Below are 16,506 nucleotides of genomic sequence, written 5' to 3'. Positions count from 1 at the left end.
CTCGTCGACCGTCACTAACCCGATGGGCGCCGGCTCTTCTCGCGAGCGAGCTCGCTCGTCGACCGTCACTAACCCGATGGGCGCCGGCTCTTCTCGCGAGCGAGCTCGCTCGTCGACCGTCACCGAAGCCATCTATTACGTGCACGGCAGCGGCTACGCCGTGTGTTCGCCAAAGACGCACCGGCGGTTGACATCCTGGCTGTCGTCCTTGACCGGCCTGCCGGTGTTCTCCGTGGACTACCGACTGGCCCCGCGTCACCGCTTCCCCACCGCGGCCGACGATGTTCGCGCGGGTTGGGACTGGCTGGTGAACACCTGCGGCGTACCGCCGAACCAGATCGTGATCGCCGGCGATTCGGCGGGCGGTCATTTGTCCGTCGACCTGCTGCTGCAACCCGAAATCGCCGCCAATCACCCCGCCGCACAAGTGTTGTTCTCTCCCCTGTACGACCTCACGTTCGCGCTGTCGCTCGCGCGTGAACGGATGCGCCCCGACCCGGCCACCCGGGCGGCCAACGCGGTCCGGTTGGTCAGCCTCTACCACAGCGGCGTCGAGCTCACCCACCAGCGGCTGACGCTCGACGTGGCCGGCGGTCCCGCGCTTCCGCCCACCCTGATCCAAGCCGGCGGCGCCGAGATGCTGCAAGGGGATGCGCACCAACTCGCCGACGACATCCAAACCGCCGGGGGCCGATGCGAACTGCAAATCTGGCCGCACCAGGTGCACGTCTTCCAGGCGTTGCCACGCATGACACCCGAGGCCGCCAAGGCCATGGCCTACGTCGCGCGCTTCATCGCCCACGCCCTGCAGGACGCCCGCACCCCGGCCGAGGAGGCCCGCTGACAATGTTCGGACTCAACAAGCCCAAAATCAGCCGGGGCGCCTCCGCGGTGGTCACCGGCGCCGGAAGCGGTATCGGCGCCGCCTTTGCCGTCGAACTCGGCCGTCGCGGTGGCGCGGTCGTGTGCAGTGATATCGACCAGACCGCGGCCCAACAGACGGCCAATGTGATCACCGAGCACGGCGGCAAGGCCACGGCAATCCGTTGCGACGTATCGCGATTCGACGACATGCAGGCGCTGGCCGAACAGTCGCAGGCCTGGTTCGCGGCGCCACCGACGTTGGTGATCAACAACGCCGGCGTCGGCGCGGGCGGTGCCGCCATCGGCGATGCGCCGCTGGACGATTGGGTGTGGACCCTCGGGATCAACCTGTGGGGTCCCATCCACGGCTGCCATGTGTTCACCCCGATCCTGCGCGACGCCGAGCCGTCCCGGACGCCCCGCGGCATTATCAACGTGGCCTCCGCGGCGGCATTCGGCGCCGCTCCGGGAATGGCCGCCTACAACGTCAGCAAGGCCGGTGTGCTGTCGCTGTCGGAGACCCTGGCCGCCGAACTGGCCGGCACGGCGGTGCGGGTCACCGTGCTGTGTCCGACCTTCGTCAAGACCAACATTCTCGAGTCCGGCCGCATCAGCGAGCAATCCAACGAGCTTGCCGCCAAATTGATGCGCTGGACCGGACTCTCGCCCGACAAAGTCGCGCGAATCTGTTTGGACACACACGACCGCGGCGAGCTGTACTGCATGCCGCAGTTCGACGCCAAGATCGGCTGGAACGTCAAACGCCTGGCCCCGCAAACCTATACGCGCGCGGCCGGCCTAATCTCCCGCATCAACCTGCCCTGAAGAAACCGAACGCAAAGGAGCTCCCGGTGGCCATCGACATGGAAGCCATGCTCGCCAAAATCAAAGACCGGCAGTGGGCACTCGCCGATATCGACTGGGACGCACCCGGCGCCGAAACAATCAGTGATGAACAGCGGCCGCAGCTCAAGGCGTTCATGGCCGACCTGTGCTGGATCGAGAACATCGGTGCCAGGGGCTTCGCGGCGCTGGTGAAGAAGGCACCCACACCGACCATCGCCGAGATCTACCGCTACTTCCACGCCGAGGAGCAGCGCCACGCCAATGCCGAACTGGCGCTGATGAAGCGCTGGGGCATGCTCGAGGACGGTGAGATTCCCGAGCCGAACGTGAACATCCGATTGGCGATCGACTGGCTGGACCGCTGGGCCGACGATATGCCGCTGTCTCTGCTCGGCACCGTCATTCCGATGCTCGAAGTCGCATTGGACGGCGCCCTGTTGAAATTTCTCCTCGACGAGGTGCACGACCCTGTTTGTCACCGTGTCTTCGAGAAGATCAACAATGACGAATCACGGCATCTGGTCATCGATTTCGAAGTTCTCGACATGATCGGACATGCGAAGATCCGGCGGTTGCTGATCGACTTCGTCGGTCACAATGCCACTCCGGGTCTCATCATCGGTGCGATCATGGGTGCACCGTTGATCAACAGGATCCGCAACGAGATCACCGCCATGGGTATGGAGCCCGAGCGGCTTTACCGGGCTGTGAAACGCTTCAAAGAGCTTGGTGATCGCGGCGAACGCACCAGGCGGGTACCGACGTATCGGTTCCTGAGGCGCTACGCCGGAGTGGTCACGAATCCACGCCATCCCTACCACCTGCTGGCGAATTCGATGGTGTGGCTTTCCGACCGATATCCGCGGCCCCTGCTTCCGTCGGTACCGACATGGGTTGGGGAACTCACCCACGAGCCGGCGGCGTGAGAATGGCGAACAACAACCGCGTCCACGCGGCGCTCATCGTCGGGGCCGGCTTCACTGGATTGGGCGCGGCGACCCGATTGGCCGAAGCCGGAGTCGACGACATCGTGATGTTGGAGCGCTCCGACCGGGTCGGCGGAACCTGGCGCGACACAACGTATCCCGGTGCCAGCTGTGACGTCCCGTCGCTGCTGTACTCGTACTCGTTCGTGAAGAACCCAACCTGGTCGCGAACCTACTCCCCCGCCCCGGAAATCTATCGCCACCTCGAGGACATGGCGGACAGGTTCGGCATCCGCGGCCGCATCAAGTTCGGCTACGAGGTCAAGGACTTGACCTTCGACGAGGAGACCGGCGTATGGACCGCGACCACCAAGAACCGCAAGAAATTCCGCGCCCGCAGCGTGGTGTTGGCTTCCGGTCCGCTCTCCGATGTCAGCTTCCCCGACATCCGAGGCCTGGACAGCTACCGCGGGCACAAGATCCACAGCGCCCGCTGGGATCACGACTACGACTTCGCGGGCAAGCGAGTCGCGGTCATCGGCACCGGCGCCAGCGCGATCCAGATCATCCCCGAGCTGGTCAAGCGGGCCGAGTTCGTCAAGGTGTTCCAGCGCACACCGTGCTGGGTGCTGCCGCGCTTGGACGTCGCCACCCCGCCGGCCGTGCAATCCTTGTTCGCCAAAGTCCCCGCCACCCAACAGCTTGCGCGCCAGGCGCTCTATTGGGGCCACGAAGCCAGCGCCACCGCACTGGTGTGGGACACGCCGCTGACGTCGGTGGTCGCCCGGCTTGGGCGGGCGCACCTGCGCGCTCAGGTGAAGGATCCGTGGCTGCGGCGCCAGCTGACACCCGACTTCAGGCCGGGGTGCAAGCGCATGCTGGTCTCCAGCGACTATTACCCGGCGCTGCAACGCGACAACTGCAAGCTCATCGACTGGCCGATCGCCACGTTGAGCCCGGCCGGCATTCGCACCAGTGACGGCATCGAGCATCATCTCGATTGCATCGTGTTCGCGACCGGTTACGACGTGCATCTGACCGGTCCGCCGTTTCCGGTCACCGGACTCGGCGGGCGCTCGCTGGCCGCCGAATGGGATGGCGGCGCACAGGCTTACAAGAGCATCAACGTGCACGGGTACCCGAATTTGTTTGTCATGACCGGCCCCAACTCCGGGCCCGGGCACAACTCGCTGCTGGTCTACATCGAGGGCCAGTTGGACTACGCGGTACGCGGTATCAAAACCATCCTCGATGACGATCTGCGCTATCTCGATGTGCGCGAAGAGGTCCAACGTCTCCACAACGAGGACCTTCAACGCCGACTCACCAAGACGACCTGGATGTCGGGTTGCCGCAGCTGGTACCTCACCAAGGACGGATTCAACGGCTCGATGTATCCGGGCTTCGCCACGCAGTATCTTCGCCAGATGAGGGATTTCCGGTACGAGGACTATCAGGCGGTGGCGCGTCGCGCCCGGACGCACGCCACCCGGCCCGCCTGAGATGCCGCACTGATGGCAACCGAGCATGCGTCGCGTCCCGAGCCGGGCACCATCGCCAGCGTGCTGCACAACGTGCGGCGCGCACCCAAACGCGTGCGGCGTCAATCGCGCGAATACCGCCAACTCATCGAGGGCGCGGTGTCACAGCTTTTCGACGCGGCGGTCCGTCACCCGCACGGCGCCGCGAACTCCGGTGAGTACCGAATCGACGACCTGGCGCGGTTGGCGGGCACCACCACTCGCAACATCCGCGTCTACCGCGACCGCGGGCTGCTGCCTCCGCCCCTGCGCGTCGGGCGGATCGCGCTGTTCAACGACACCCACCTGACCCGGTTGCGGCTGATCACCTCGATGCTCGACCGCGGCTACACCATCGCGCACGTACGAGAAATGTTGAGCGCGTGGGAAGAAGGCAAGAACCTCGGCGACGTGCTGGGCCTCGAAACCGCCATCGCGGGGCCGTGGACCACCGAGAAGCCCGAAACCATGCCGCTGGCCGACGCCCAGCGACTCGTCGGCGACGCGCAAGCGTTCGAGCGCCTGGTGGCGCTACAGGTGATCCGGCTTGACGGGCCCCGCGCCACCATCACCCGCCCGAAACTGATCGAGGCGTTCAACGAGATCCGCGGCTATGGCGTCGAATTCGGCAAGCTCATCGACCTGCACGAGCAGATCGTCCCCGAGATCGACAAGATCAGCGAGATGTTGGTGCGCGCGGGCGCCGAACACGTACTGGACCGCATCAAGCCCGGCGAGCCGCTGCCGGCCGACGCCGAGATCGCCGAGCTGATCACCATGCTGGTGCGCTTCCGGACTCAAGCGGTCGCTACGGTCACCGCCACGCTCGCGTCGTCGATCGAATCCAATATCGAGTCGCTGGTGAGCCGCATCTTGGCGGACTACCTCGAGTCGAGCTCGTCGGCGTGAGCGGCGGTGGCTTTCGGGATTGTCCTCGGCCGCCCCGCGCCGTGAGCGCGCAAGCTAAGACGTGTCGGCAGTGCTACGACGGCACGCAGGTGATCGGCGATGTGCATTCAACAGTCGCCAGACATCCCGACACAGTGAAAGTTGCGAAGGCAAGGACTACGGCAACAGTGACTTTCGATTTAAGACCAGACACGAATACTCCATCCCGTTGAAGTTGGGACAGATGCTAAGCGCCGCACCGTGAAAAAACAGGAGAATGACGGATATTCGCTGCCAACCGTTTAGTAGACATTGAGAATTAGGTCGACGTAGCGGGTTAGCTGCCGTCCTGGTCGGCGCATAACCGGCTCTTCGTAATTCAGAGTGCATTCACGAGTGAGTGGAGTGCACCGCTGTGCAGTAGTGAGCGCCATCGGTAGTGGGTAAGGTTGCGGAACCCGAGGGCGTTGCGGCGTAGTGCTTCCAGGCGTCCGTTGATGGCTTCGGTCGGTCCGTTGGAGGCGTGGTGGTCGAAGAACGCCAGGATGTCATCGCGGCGGCGCCATAGGGTACGGCCGAGTTGGGCGATCTCCTCCAGTCCGGCAGGCACCCCGCGTCGGATCGAGCTGATCAGCGTGGTCATTGTTTTCTTGCCGCGGCGCCGGTTTGGGTCGGCGTAGGCGGCGATGATCTTCTGGTAGATCAACCAGGCAACCTTGACCGCAACGTGCTCGTCGGTGTCGAGAACGCTGCTCAGGCGGTTGTACTGGCGTGTCGAGAGCAGCTGGAGGCGGGTGCGGCCGATGCGCCGAATCCGGTAGAGCGGATCACCGGTGTGGCCACGCCGGCCCAGGGTCTGCTGTTTGATGCGTTGGCGGCACATGTCGAGCTTGGCGCCGGCCAGTGCGACAACGTGGAACGGGTCCATCACGGTGACCGCGTCCGGGATGACTGCAGTGGCGGCGGTCTTGTATCCGGCGAACCCGTCCATCGCGATGACCTCCACGGCTCGGGAAAAATCGGCGGGTTGAGCGGCCAGCCAGTCCGCCAGTGCCGTCGCTGAACGGCCGGGCACCAGGTCAAGCAGCCGTGCTGGGCCTGCCTGAGCATGAACAGGGGTCAGATCGATGATCAGTGTGACAAACCCGGCCGGGCCGATGCGTCGGGGTGCCCAGCGGTGCTCATCGACGCCGATCACTCGCACCCCGGTCAACCGATCCGGCCCTGCCGCGGCCACGAGGTCGGCGGTCGCACGCATCGCGATCGAGCTGACAGTGTGCCAGGAGACACCGAGTTCGGCGGCGATCGCCGCAATGGTGGTGCGGTCGATCATCAACCGCCGCAACACATACCGGGCACAGCGCCGTGTCGTGGACGCCCGCGGAGCGGCCAGCTTCCCAAGATCCTGATTGAACACCGCACGCCCACACTCGGGGGTCACGCAGCGGTAGCGGGGCACGGCTACTTGTAGCACCAGCGGACAGCCAGCGACCGGCAGATCGGTCAACGGTCGAGTGACGGTGTCGCGGTAGCGACCCTGCCGACCACAGGCCGGGCAGCGGGGATCGCGCGATACCGGTGCACAGAAGATCGTTGTGGTCTTCTCGTCGACGGCGGCGTCGGTAATCGTCACACCCAACTCGATCGTGCGCATGATCGTGTCGGCAACAACAGACGGCGGGCACGCAGTAGCCTCAGGCAAGGGTCACCTCGCAGGTGTTCGTGAAACAGCGCGTAGGAGCCTGCATCGTCACCCACCGACACCCCGCCTCAGCCCGACGACACGAGACGGTCACGCGGAAATCTGCCGGCAACTGAACTCTCGTTCATGAATAGCCGATTTGACGCGCTGCCTCTTGGGCAAGTTGGAGGCGCGAGGCCAGGCCGAGCTTGGTGTAGACGTGGGTGAGGTGGGTTTCGACGGTGCGTGGTGAGATGAAAAGCCTTGTGGCGATGTCCTTGTTTCCCAAGCCCTCACTGATGAGCTTGACGACGTCGAGTTCGGCGGGGGTGAGCGAGGCCCAGCCGGTGGACGGGCGTTTGCGTTCGCCGCGGCCACGCTGGGCGTAGGCGATCGCTTCGTCGGCGGACAGTTCTGCACCCTCGGCCCATGCGGACTCGAAGTCGGCTTCGCCCAATGCATTACGAAGCGTGGCGACCGCGGCGTCGTGCTCGGCGTCATAGATCTTGAACCGGACGGCGCCCATGCGTTGCCGGAGGGCGTCCGCTGCGCCGAACAGCCGTGCCGCTTCGCGGTGGCTCTCGGCAGCGCCGGCCAGCGCACCCAGGCACTCCAGGGCATCCGGAATGCCCAGGTGTGCCTCGACGCCGGCTGCGCAGGAGAGTGCGTCGTGGGCGTCACGTTCGGCCAGTTCCGGCTCACCTCGTGCGATCGCAACGCGCGCACGCGTCGTCAGCGCCACCGCTAGATGCCAGCCCCGCATCATCGAGACGGCATCGTCGGCCCAGCGGCGCGCCGCGATCAGATCACCCCGCGCCAGCGCAACCTGCGCTATCGGGTTGACATTCACTACCCCCAGCTCGGCACTCATCCGCTGCGAGGCCGCCTCGCTCGCATCGGACGCGGCTGCTACGTCCCCCGCCGCCAGAGTCGCGACAGCCAACGCCGCGTAGGTAAAGCCCTCGAGGAACCCCCCAATATCGGCGGCGGCGACGATCGCCGCGGCGGCCGCGGCTCGGGCCGCCGTCGTGTCACCCTGGTACGCCAACGCCTGGCCCTGGCAGAACAGCATGGCCGCCCTGCCGACCACGTCGTGATTGGTCTCAGCGTCGGCAGCCGCCTCCCGCAACTGCGCGAGGGCCCCGGCCAGCTCGCCCTGGATCCATAGTGCCAAACCGAGGGACCAGCGACAGCGAAACGCGGCCGGCCGGTCACCGATCGCGTCGGCGAGGTCGCGCCCCTCTTCACCGGCCGCGCGCGCCGCGATCGGGTCACCCGCGATGAACGCGGCGTACGCCTGAAAGCCGAGGATCTCGCTCAACATCCCTCGGTCGCCGAGGCCCCGGGCCAGTTCGCTTGCCTCAGCGAGGTAGCGGGCGGCCACCTCGGTGTTGAAGACGGCGATACCTCCGCAGGCGGTCAGCGCCCGGGCCACCAGGGCCGAGTCGCCAATCTCCCGCGCGATCGCCAGGGCTTCTTCGGCCTGATCGAGGTCGACGGCGACGACCTGGGTGGCGAGCGCGGCCTTGTCGGCCAGCGCCCGCGCCCGTACCCCGGCCGCGACCTCGATGCCGTGCGCGGTGTCGTCGCTGAGGACGGCGTCGAACCAGCCCAGCCCTTCCTGGATGCGGCCCCGCCCTAGCCACAGCGGCTGCAGCGACGACACGAGCTGCAATGCGAGCTCGATGTCGGAGTTTTCGCGACTCCACGCGAACGCGGCACGCAAGTTGTCGATCTCGGCTTCGGCCTGCTCGATACGCGCCTCGCGGCCAGCTTGCCCTGGGGTGCCGAGCAGGGCGCCCAGGGAGGTGTAGTGGTCGCGGTGCCGGGTACGCACGTCGTCGGCCTCGCCGGATTCGCCGAGCTTTTCCAGAGCGTACTGGCGCACCGTCTCCAGCAGCCGGTAGCGCGTCCGACCGTGTCGGTCTTCGGCCACCACGAGCGATTTGTCCACCAGCAGCGTGAGCTGATCGAGCACCTGGTAGCGCTCGACCTCGGTGTCGGCGGCGACGGCGCGGGCTGCCGCGAGGTCGAATCCACCCAGGAACACCGCGAGCCGGCGAAACAACACCCGCTCGGGCTCGGCCAGCAATGCGTGCGACCAGTCGACCGAGGCCCGCAACGTTTGCTGGCGGCGCACGGCGGTGCGCCCGCCACCGGTCAACAGGCGGAAGCGGTCGTGCAGGCTGCCGACGATCTCCTGTAGCGACAACGCCCGCACTCGGGCCGCGGCCAGTTCGATGGCCAGCGGGATGCCATCGAGGCGACGGCAGATCTCCCGCACCGCGTCAATCTCTTCGCCGCTGACCGTGAAAGCGGGTCGCACCAGGCGCGCCCGGTCGACGAACAGCTCGATGGCCTCGTCGTCCAACGACAGCGACGGCACCTGCCAGGTCACCTCGCCGGCCACCCCGATCGGCTCACGACTGGTCGCCAACAGCGTTAGTTCCGGGCAGGCGCGCAGCAGCGAGCTGGTCAGCGCCGCAACCGCCTCCAACACGTGCTCACAGTTGTCCAGCACCACCAACATGCGACGCTCGCCCACGGCCCGCGTGAGCGTGTCGGTGCTGGACCGACCCGGCTGATCCGCCTGGCCGAGGGCGTTTGCCATCGCGACCGCCACCAGGTTGGGATCGGTAATCGGGGCAAGCTCGACATACCATGCGCCGTCGCCAAACTCGGTGGCTAGCTGCCCGGCGACCTGGATGGCCAGCCGGGTCTTACCCACGCCGCCCGCCCCGGTCAAGGTCACCAACCGATTCGCCGCGAGAATCTGACGCACATCGTTGATCTGCGCGTTGCGGCCGATGAAGCTCGTGAGCTGCGTCGGCAACCGTTCCGCGGCAACGGGTTTGGGCGCCCGTAGCGGCGGAAACTCGTTGCGGATGTCGGGGTGACACAGCTGCGCCACCCGTTCGGGACGGGCAACACCGCGCAGTTCGTGGCGGCCGAGATCGGTCAGCCATGCGTTAGGCGGAAGCGCATCGACGACCAAATCCTCGGTGGTACCCGAGAGCACCGTCTGGCCGCCGTGGGCCAGGTCGCGCAGCCGCGCCGTCCGATTGATGGTCGGCCCGACATAGTTGCTCTCGTCGCGCAATTGCACCTCGCCGGTGTGCACGCCGATGCGCAACCGGATCGGAGCCAGCGGCGCCCGCTGCAACTCCAAGGCGCACGCCGTGGCCTCGGTCGCTCGGGCGAACGCGACCACGAAGCTGTCGCCCTCACCCTGCTCAACCGGCCGCACCCCGCCGTGCACGGCGAGCAGCTCGGCCAGCGTGCGGTCCAGGCGTTCGATGGCGGCCGTCATCGCCTCCGCTTGGGTGTCCCACAACCCCGTCGAGCCCTCGATATCGGCGAGCAGCAGCGTCACCGTCCCGGTTGGCAGCTCGCCCACGCCCAACTCACTCCAGTTCACCGGCGGCATCGCCGCGCGTGGATCAGTTTCGGTCATGCTAGCCAGCATCTCGGGGCAACGAGCCGCAAACATCAGGGAAATCCCGTATCCCAACGGCACTGAGCAGTCGATTCGGTGAACACAGCGTGCCGCCGCCAGCGCGGCAATGCTGGGCAAAAACACCAGGCGACGCGTGCCGACCCCGCCCGCCCCGTTCAGTTACGAGTTCTCCCCGATGATCTGACGCTGCAAAAACGCCACGGTCGAGTCAGTGAAATTCAGGCCACCCGACCGAGGAGGACCACCCATGACCGTGACCGTTGATGGATCGAGCTGCCCGAGTGTCTTCGATGCCGGGCTGCCCACGATCGATTACCAACATGCTCAGCACCCCGACGACGCGCACGCCATCATCAGCGCCGCCCGCACGAAGGCGCCGATTGCAATCGGCCCATACGGCCCTGAGCTGCTGACCTACGAGCTCGTGCACACGGTGCTGCGCGACTCCCGCTTCCGGGTACCGCAAGGGATGTTCCTTGCCGCCCAAGGCATCACCTCGGGCCCGTTATGGGACCGCGTCGCCGCCAACATCATCAGCCTCGACGGCGACGACCACCACCGGCTGCGCCGGCTGGTAAGTAGGGCCTTCACACCCAAGGCGACGGCCCGGCTACGTACGACGATCGTCGACGTCATCACCGGCCTGGTGGACAGCGTCAGCGCCCGCGGGCATTGCGACGTGGTCACCGACATCGCCCGCCAATACCCGATTCCGGTGATCTGCTCGCTACTCGGCGCGCCACCGGAAGACTGGGAACTGTTCTCCGACTGGACCGATGACATCTTGAAGGCCTTCAGCTGGGATGCGGCCAAGGCCACGCCGGACATCCTGACCGCTTGGGACGCCCTGGACGCCTACATCGACGACATGGTTGCGCATCGTCGCCGTGGCTTGACCGACGACCTGATCTCCGAGTTGATCCGCGCCGAAGACGACGGCGACCGCCTTAGCGGCGACGAACTGCGCATGCTTGTCGCTGGCCTGTTGTTAGCGGGCACCGACACCACCCGCCTCCAATTGAGTGCGGCCGTACACGTCCTGTGCGATCACCCCGACCAGTGGGCGCTGCTGGGCCGGCATCCAGAGCTGGCGACCGATGCCGTTGAGGAGCTCATCCGCCATTCGCCGATGACGTTCGTCACGTTGCGCACGGCCGTTGAGGATGTCGAACTCGCGGGCGTGAAAATCGCCGCCGGCACGATCGTTGTCGTCAATACCGGTGCAGCCAACCGGGATCCCGCCGTCTGCGCCGACCCCGACCGCCTCGACCTCAGGCGCCGGGGCGCCCCACCGATCCAGACATTCGGCAGCGGCGTGCACTACTGCCTCGGAGCCAATCTCGCGCGCCTCGAATTGACCCAAGCCCTAGCGGTCATGACACAGCGCATGCCCAACGCCCGGCGCACCGGTCCAGCCCCATGGAAACCAGTCTCAGCGCTGGGAGGACCCACCACCCTGCCGATCGCATTCAACTCCACCTGCTAAGCCAACGCTGACCCAACAGCTGAAGTCGTTGTGGCGCGGCACACCTGCGTCCACCGACAGCACCTAATGGATGCAACTAGCGCCCGCAGCGGTTTGCCCCACTTCACTTCGGATCATGTCAACGTCGACGGCTGCCGACTGTTTGCTCTCCTCCCGCTGCCATCAATCAGAGTTACCCCCAATTCCATCGGGCGCACGACGTGTCAACTGCACCACACGGCGGACGCCCAGATACGGGTCACCCGACGCGTTGGTGGGCGAGTGTAGGAACCCGAATGCTCAACCCACCAAGCCGCCTCATCGAAACGACACGACCCCCGACCGCGGACCTACGCCGACTACCAGTGCACTCTCATTTGCGAAGAGCCGCATAACCATACTCAGTGCCCGCTCAAGGTCAGCGTCCCCTTCGTTTGAAGCACTTTGCTGGCGGTGATCTTCTCGGTCCTACGCGCCTCGCGTTCGAGGTAGCGCTGCTTGGATTCGTCGAATTTTTCGGAGGCGTCCTGGAGTTCCTTGACCAGTAGCGCGAGGTCGTCGCGCATCCGGGCGGCCTCGCCGGTAATGTCTTCGCGTTCAAAGATGCGCCACTTCTTCAATACCGGCATGACCACTTCGTCGAGATGAATGCGCGGGTCATAGACACCGCCGACGGCAATGATGACCGCCTTACGCCGAAACTCGGGCACCGTGAATCCCGGCATCTTGAAATTGCGCAGAATGCGATGCACCGACTTCATCGCTTGATTGGGTGCAATGTCCAGACCCGCGGCGCTGACATCCCGATAAAAGATCATGTGCAGGTTCTCGTCGTGCGACACCCTGGCCATCAACTGCTCGGCGATGGAGTCGTTACTGACTTTGCCGGTGTTGCGGTGCGAGACACGGGTCGCCAATTCCTGGAACGAGACGTACATGACCGAGTCGAACAGACCCTCAGCAAACATCTCGCCCTGCTGATTCTGGCCGGGGCTAAAGCCCCTGGTCATTTGCTCGAGCCGTAGCTTTTCCAACTCCACCGGATCGACGGTGCGGGTGACGACGAGGTAATCGCGCAACGCGGTGCTGTGTCGGGCCTCCTCCGAGGTCCACCGATTCACCCACTGCCCCCACGGACCGTCCATGCTGAAGTTCATCGCGATCTCGCGATGATAGGACGGCAAATTGTCCTCCGTCAGCAGGTTCTGGACCATCGCCACCTGCGCGACGTCGGGCAACTGGGTCTGCCCGGGCTCCCAATCCTGGCCGTCCAGTGCGTAGAAGTTTTTGCCGTCCGACCAGGGCACGTAATCGTGCGGATTCCATTCCTTGAACATCGAGAGGTGGCGGTTGAGCAGGCGCTCGACCACCGGCTCGAGTTCCTGCAGTAGCTGCAGATTAGTCAGATCCTTGGACACGAAACCCTCCCTGGCGGCCAGCAACGCGCAATGTGTCTGTGTCACGCGGTTACATAAAGATGCCACGCCACAGGCGTCGCAAAACAGGGCCGAAGGTCCCTACGGCCGAATTGTGACCAGGCGAATAGAGGGCCGGCCGGACAAAGCGCCGGCAAGCGATCAGGCGGCTACTGGCGCGCAATCAGATACGGCGCGAGCGTGGACAGCTTCTCGCACGTCTCTTCGAATTCGCGTTCGGGCGTGGACTCTTCGATGATGCCGGCACCGGCCCGCAACCAGGTCTTACCGTCACGCTCGTAGGCCGCGCGCAGCGTCAGCGCCGCATCCAACCCGCCGTCGGCTGAGATCATCACGACCGCACCGGAATACAGCCCACGTGGTCCTTCGTCGAGGCGCATGATCGCTTCGACTCCGCCCGCCTTCGGAATGCCCGACGCTGTGACCGCCGGGAACAGCGCTTCCAGCGCATCCATCCGGTCGTTCGACGTACCCAGGCGCCCGCTGACCGTGGATCCGAGGTGCTGCACACTCCCCCGTTCCCGCACCGTCATGAAATCGGTGACCACCGCGGTGCCGGGCTCGGCGATCTCGGTCATCTCCCGCAGCGAGCTCCGCACCGAAATCGCGTGCTCAACAATCTCTTTGGAGTTTGACTCCAGGTCGTCGCGAGCCTGGCGGTCACGCAGCTCACCATGACCAAGCGCGCGGGTACCCGCCAGCGGCTCGGTCACCACGACGCCGTCGCGATACACCGCAGCGACCAGTTCGGGGCTGTAGCCCACCGCGCGAGTTCCGCCCAGCCGCAGCAGAAACGACCGCACGGGGGTGTTGTGCCGACGGGCCAGCCGGTAGGTGGACGGGAAGTCGAGCGCGAACGGCACCTCGAGAGAACGGGAAAGGATCACCTTGTGGTAGCGGCCCGCCGCGATCTCTCCCACGGCCGACGCCACCCGATCGCGGTAGTCCGAGGGGTCGGCGACGACGTCGACCGCCGAGGCGTCGCGCAGAGCGGGTACACCGTCGCCGAGCACGCCCAGCACCACGTCACGGTGGTCGGCCGACGTATCGAACAGACGGACCGCCTCCCGGGACACCACAATGCGACCGTGCGGCCAAAACACCCGGGCTAACGGGGTCCCCGGTGCCAGGCGCTGCTGCAGCCCGTAGCGGTAGACCCCGAATTCGAAGGCGATCCAGCCGAAGAGTTGGTCTGTTTCCAACAACAGCCGGTCGATGGCTTCACCGAGCGCCGGCCCGGGTCTCCCCGACCACTGTTGACGTTGAATCACGCCGTCGCGGATCACCCGCAGCTCGTCGCTGTCCAGCTCGATCATGGCGCGCACACCGGTGGCCAGGACCCATTCACCGCCGCGCTCGTAGAGCAGATACTCCTCCCCGACGCGCTCGGACAGCACCACGGCCAGCTCGGCCGCCAGGTCCGCCGGGTCGATATGGACGGGGAGGGGGATCGACGGCGACGCAGAGCCGGCGGGACTTGTCTCGACGCTGACCTCGGTCACGGTTAGTAAATGTAGCCTAACCTATGTAGCTGTGCGCAACCGATCCCATCGAGTTGTCCCCGATTCGTGCATTCAGCCAAAACTCCCTCGGAGTTAATGCCCGATCCGATCTGGGGCCACTCGTCGGAACACATCGACACCATCGGCCCGGCCGTCCCGTTCGCGCAGCTAGGCCGTGCGCCGCCGGCTTCCGCGGGCGAGCGGCACCCCGGCGTCTGTGAGGCTCGCCACTCGAAACGTTTCCCAACCGTTTACGTCGTGGTTGCACAACAAACGGCCTCTTGCCGCGACACTTCGTCCTAGCACCGCCGCCCGCCCCTGGAGCCGCTGGATTACCTGGCGGGTCGGTGACCCACCGGAAAAAGGGAGCCGGGGTCGGGCCCGCTTAGCTGGTACGCGTCGATCCGCTATTGACTGCACAGTAAACGTACAGCACATTCACATCGAACCCACCCCATCCGCGTGGCCTTCAAAGGACGGATTCCGTTCCACCGAAATCGCTTTGACCTGCCCTTTCCCCGCCGTGGGACAGTCCGGTACGCCGGGTGTTGCGACTTGGCTTCCGAGTGGCAGGGCGACAGGCGCGGCGTTACGTTCTTGACGATCGTCGGGATGTTTCGTGGTTGCTCCGCTTTGCGGACGGTGCTCCCCGTAGATCACGGGCCCAAACAACGGAGGCATCGATGCTGCAAGAGTTCTGGCACAACTTCACCCACAACCTCTTCAAGCCGCTTCTGCTGTTCTTCTACTTCGGGTTTCTGATCCCCATCCTGAAGGTGAGGTTCGAATTCCCCTACGTGATCTATCAGGGGTTGACCATGTACCTGCTGCTGGCCATCGGCTGGCACGGCGGAGAAGAGCTCGCCCAGGTCAGCGCCAACAGCGTCGGGACGATCGTCGGATTCATGGTGCTGGGCTTCGTGCTGAACTTCTTCATCGGAAGCCTGGCCTACCTGGGGCTCAGCCGGCTGAAATCGCTGCGCAAGGTCGACATGGCGACCGTCGCCGGCTACTACGGGTCGGACTCGGCGGGGACTTTCGCCACCTGCGTTGCCGTTCTGGCCGCTGTGAATATCGCGTTCGACGCGTATATGCCGGTGATGCTGGCGGTGATGGAGATTCCGGGCTGCTTGGTGGCGCTGTATTTCGTTGCCCGACTGCGCCATCGAGGGCTGGACTCCGCGGGCTACATGCCCGACGAGTCCGGCTACACCCCACCGGTCAGGGTCGGTGTCGGTCCCGGCACCGCCGCACGCCCCCCGCGCGGCCAGAGCCTCGAGAGCCAAGAAGAGCGGGCCATCGAGCAAGAGCTCGAATTGTCGATGGAAAAGCTGCAACATTGGCAGCCCGACGAGAGCCCGCCTGGTCCGAAGGCCAAGCGGATGCCGATTTTCTCCCGCGAGCTGTTGCAGGAAGTCTTCCTCAACCCCGGGCTTGTCTTGCTGATGGGCGGGATCATCATCGGACTCGTCAGTGGGCTGCAGGGTCAGAAGGTCGTCGCGGACGACGACAAGTTCTTCGTGATGGCGTTCCAGGGTGTGCTGTGTTTGTTCCTGCTCGAAATGGGGATGACGGCGTCACGCAAGTTGAAGGATCTCCGCTCGGCGGGCCCCGGATTCATCGTCTTCGGCCTGGTGGCGCCGAATGTCTTTGCGACACTAGGTATTTTCGTCGCCTGCTGCTACGCCGCCTTGACCCACGCCGACTTCAAGCCGGGGACCTACGTTCTCTTCGCGGTCCTGTGCGGCGCGGCGTCCTACATCGCCGTCCCAGCGGTCCAACGCCTGGCGATTCCCGAGGCGAGCCCGACGTTGCCGCTGGCCGCCTCACTGGGTCTGACGTTCTCCTACAACGTCACCGTCGGAATCCCGCTCTATATCGAGATCGCCCGTATCGTCCGGCATCTGTTCGGGCTCTGATC

The 16,506-nt window shown here is 65.4% G+C and carries 10 protein-coding genes and 1 pseudogene; 7 read left to right on the top strand and 4 right to left on the bottom strand.

What is annotated here, in order from left to right:
* Positions 1–103: 103 nt before the first annotated feature.
* The 5 genes and pseudogenes from Q0W90_RS01750 to Q0W90_RS01730 form a co-directional block, all read left to right on the top strand.
* Positions 104–844, top strand: a pseudogene (locus tag Q0W90_RS01750) (alpha/beta hydrolase); the annotation flags it as partial.
* A gap of 2 nt (positions 845–846) precedes the next feature.
* Positions 847–1,689 (top strand): SDR family NAD(P)-dependent oxidoreductase, encoded by an 843-nt coding sequence (locus tag Q0W90_RS01745; RefSeq protein WP_297772841.1) that lies wholly within the window; start codon positions 847–849, stop codon positions 1,687–1,689.
* Between the two features lie 26 nt (positions 1,690–1,715).
* Positions 1,716–2,636, top strand: a complete 921-nt coding sequence (locus Q0W90_RS01740) for a ferritin-like domain-containing protein (RefSeq protein ID WP_297599104.1) — start codon at positions 1,716–1,718, stop codon at positions 2,634–2,636.
* Complete coding sequence (locus tag Q0W90_RS01735) at positions 2,633–4,138, top strand: NAD(P)/FAD-dependent oxidoreductase (protein WP_297599102.1); 1,506 nt, start codon at positions 2,633–2,635, stop codon at positions 4,136–4,138. The genes Q0W90_RS01740 and Q0W90_RS01735 overlap by 4 nt, the downstream gene beginning before the upstream one ends.
* Before the next feature lie 12 nt (positions 4,139–4,150).
* On the top strand, positions 4,151–5,065 hold the full coding sequence (locus Q0W90_RS01730) for a MerR family transcriptional regulator (RefSeq protein WP_297599100.1): 915 nt from the start codon (positions 4,151–4,153) through the stop codon (positions 5,063–5,065).
* A 358-nt stretch (positions 5,066–5,423) separates the two neighbouring features.
* Here Q0W90_RS01730 and Q0W90_RS01725 read toward each other — a convergent pair whose 3' ends face one another.
* Both Q0W90_RS01725 and Q0W90_RS01720 read right to left on the bottom strand, forming a co-directional pair.
* On the bottom strand, positions 5,424–6,746 hold the full coding sequence (locus Q0W90_RS01725; RefSeq protein ID WP_297772838.1) for an ISL3 family transposase: 1,323 nt from the start codon (positions 6,744–6,746) through the stop codon (positions 5,424–5,426).
* 124 nt (positions 6,747–6,870) lie between these two features.
* Complete coding sequence (locus tag Q0W90_RS01720; RefSeq protein WP_297700326.1) at positions 6,871–10,152, bottom strand: LuxR C-terminal-related transcriptional regulator; 3,282 nt, start codon at positions 10,150–10,152, stop codon at positions 6,871–6,873.
* Positions 10,153–10,429: 277 nt separating this feature from the next.
* On the opposite strand from Q0W90_RS01720, the gene Q0W90_RS01715 reads away from it, so the two are divergent.
* The gene (locus Q0W90_RS01715; RefSeq protein ID WP_297700319.1) at positions 10,430–11,668 is read left to right on the top strand and encodes a cytochrome P450; all 1,239 of its coding nucleotides are present in this window, start codon (positions 10,430–10,432) and stop codon (positions 11,666–11,668) included.
* A gap of 380 nt (positions 11,669–12,048) precedes the next feature.
* Here the strand turns inward: Q0W90_RS01715 and Q0W90_RS01710 are convergent, their stop codons facing one another.
* On the bottom strand, positions 12,049–13,065 hold the full coding sequence (locus Q0W90_RS01710; RefSeq protein WP_297700324.1) for an acyl-ACP desaturase: 1,017 nt from the start codon (positions 13,063–13,065) through the stop codon (positions 12,049–12,051).
* A 167-nt stretch (positions 13,066–13,232) separates the two neighbouring features.
* A complete protein-coding gene (locus Q0W90_RS01705; RefSeq protein ID WP_297700316.1) occupies positions 13,233–14,585 on the bottom strand; it encodes a salicylate synthase in 1,353 nt (450 codons plus the stop codon).
* 683 nt (positions 14,586–15,268) lie between these two features.
* Here Q0W90_RS01705 and Q0W90_RS01700 point away from each other — a divergent pair.
* Complete coding sequence (locus Q0W90_RS01700; RefSeq protein ID WP_297772836.1) at positions 15,269–16,504, top strand: sodium-dependent bicarbonate transport family permease; 1,236 nt, start codon at positions 15,269–15,271, stop codon at positions 16,502–16,504.
* Positions 16,505–16,506: the final 2 nt, after the last annotated feature.

Origin of the sequence: Mycobacterium sp. (assembly GCF_025933915.1) — a bacterium.
Classification (GTDB): domain Bacteria; phylum Actinomycetota; class Actinomycetes; order Mycobacteriales; family Mycobacteriaceae; genus Mycobacterium.
The sequence above is the reverse complement of the archived record's forward strand: the minus strand, read 5'-3'. Positions and strand labels throughout refer to the sequence as shown.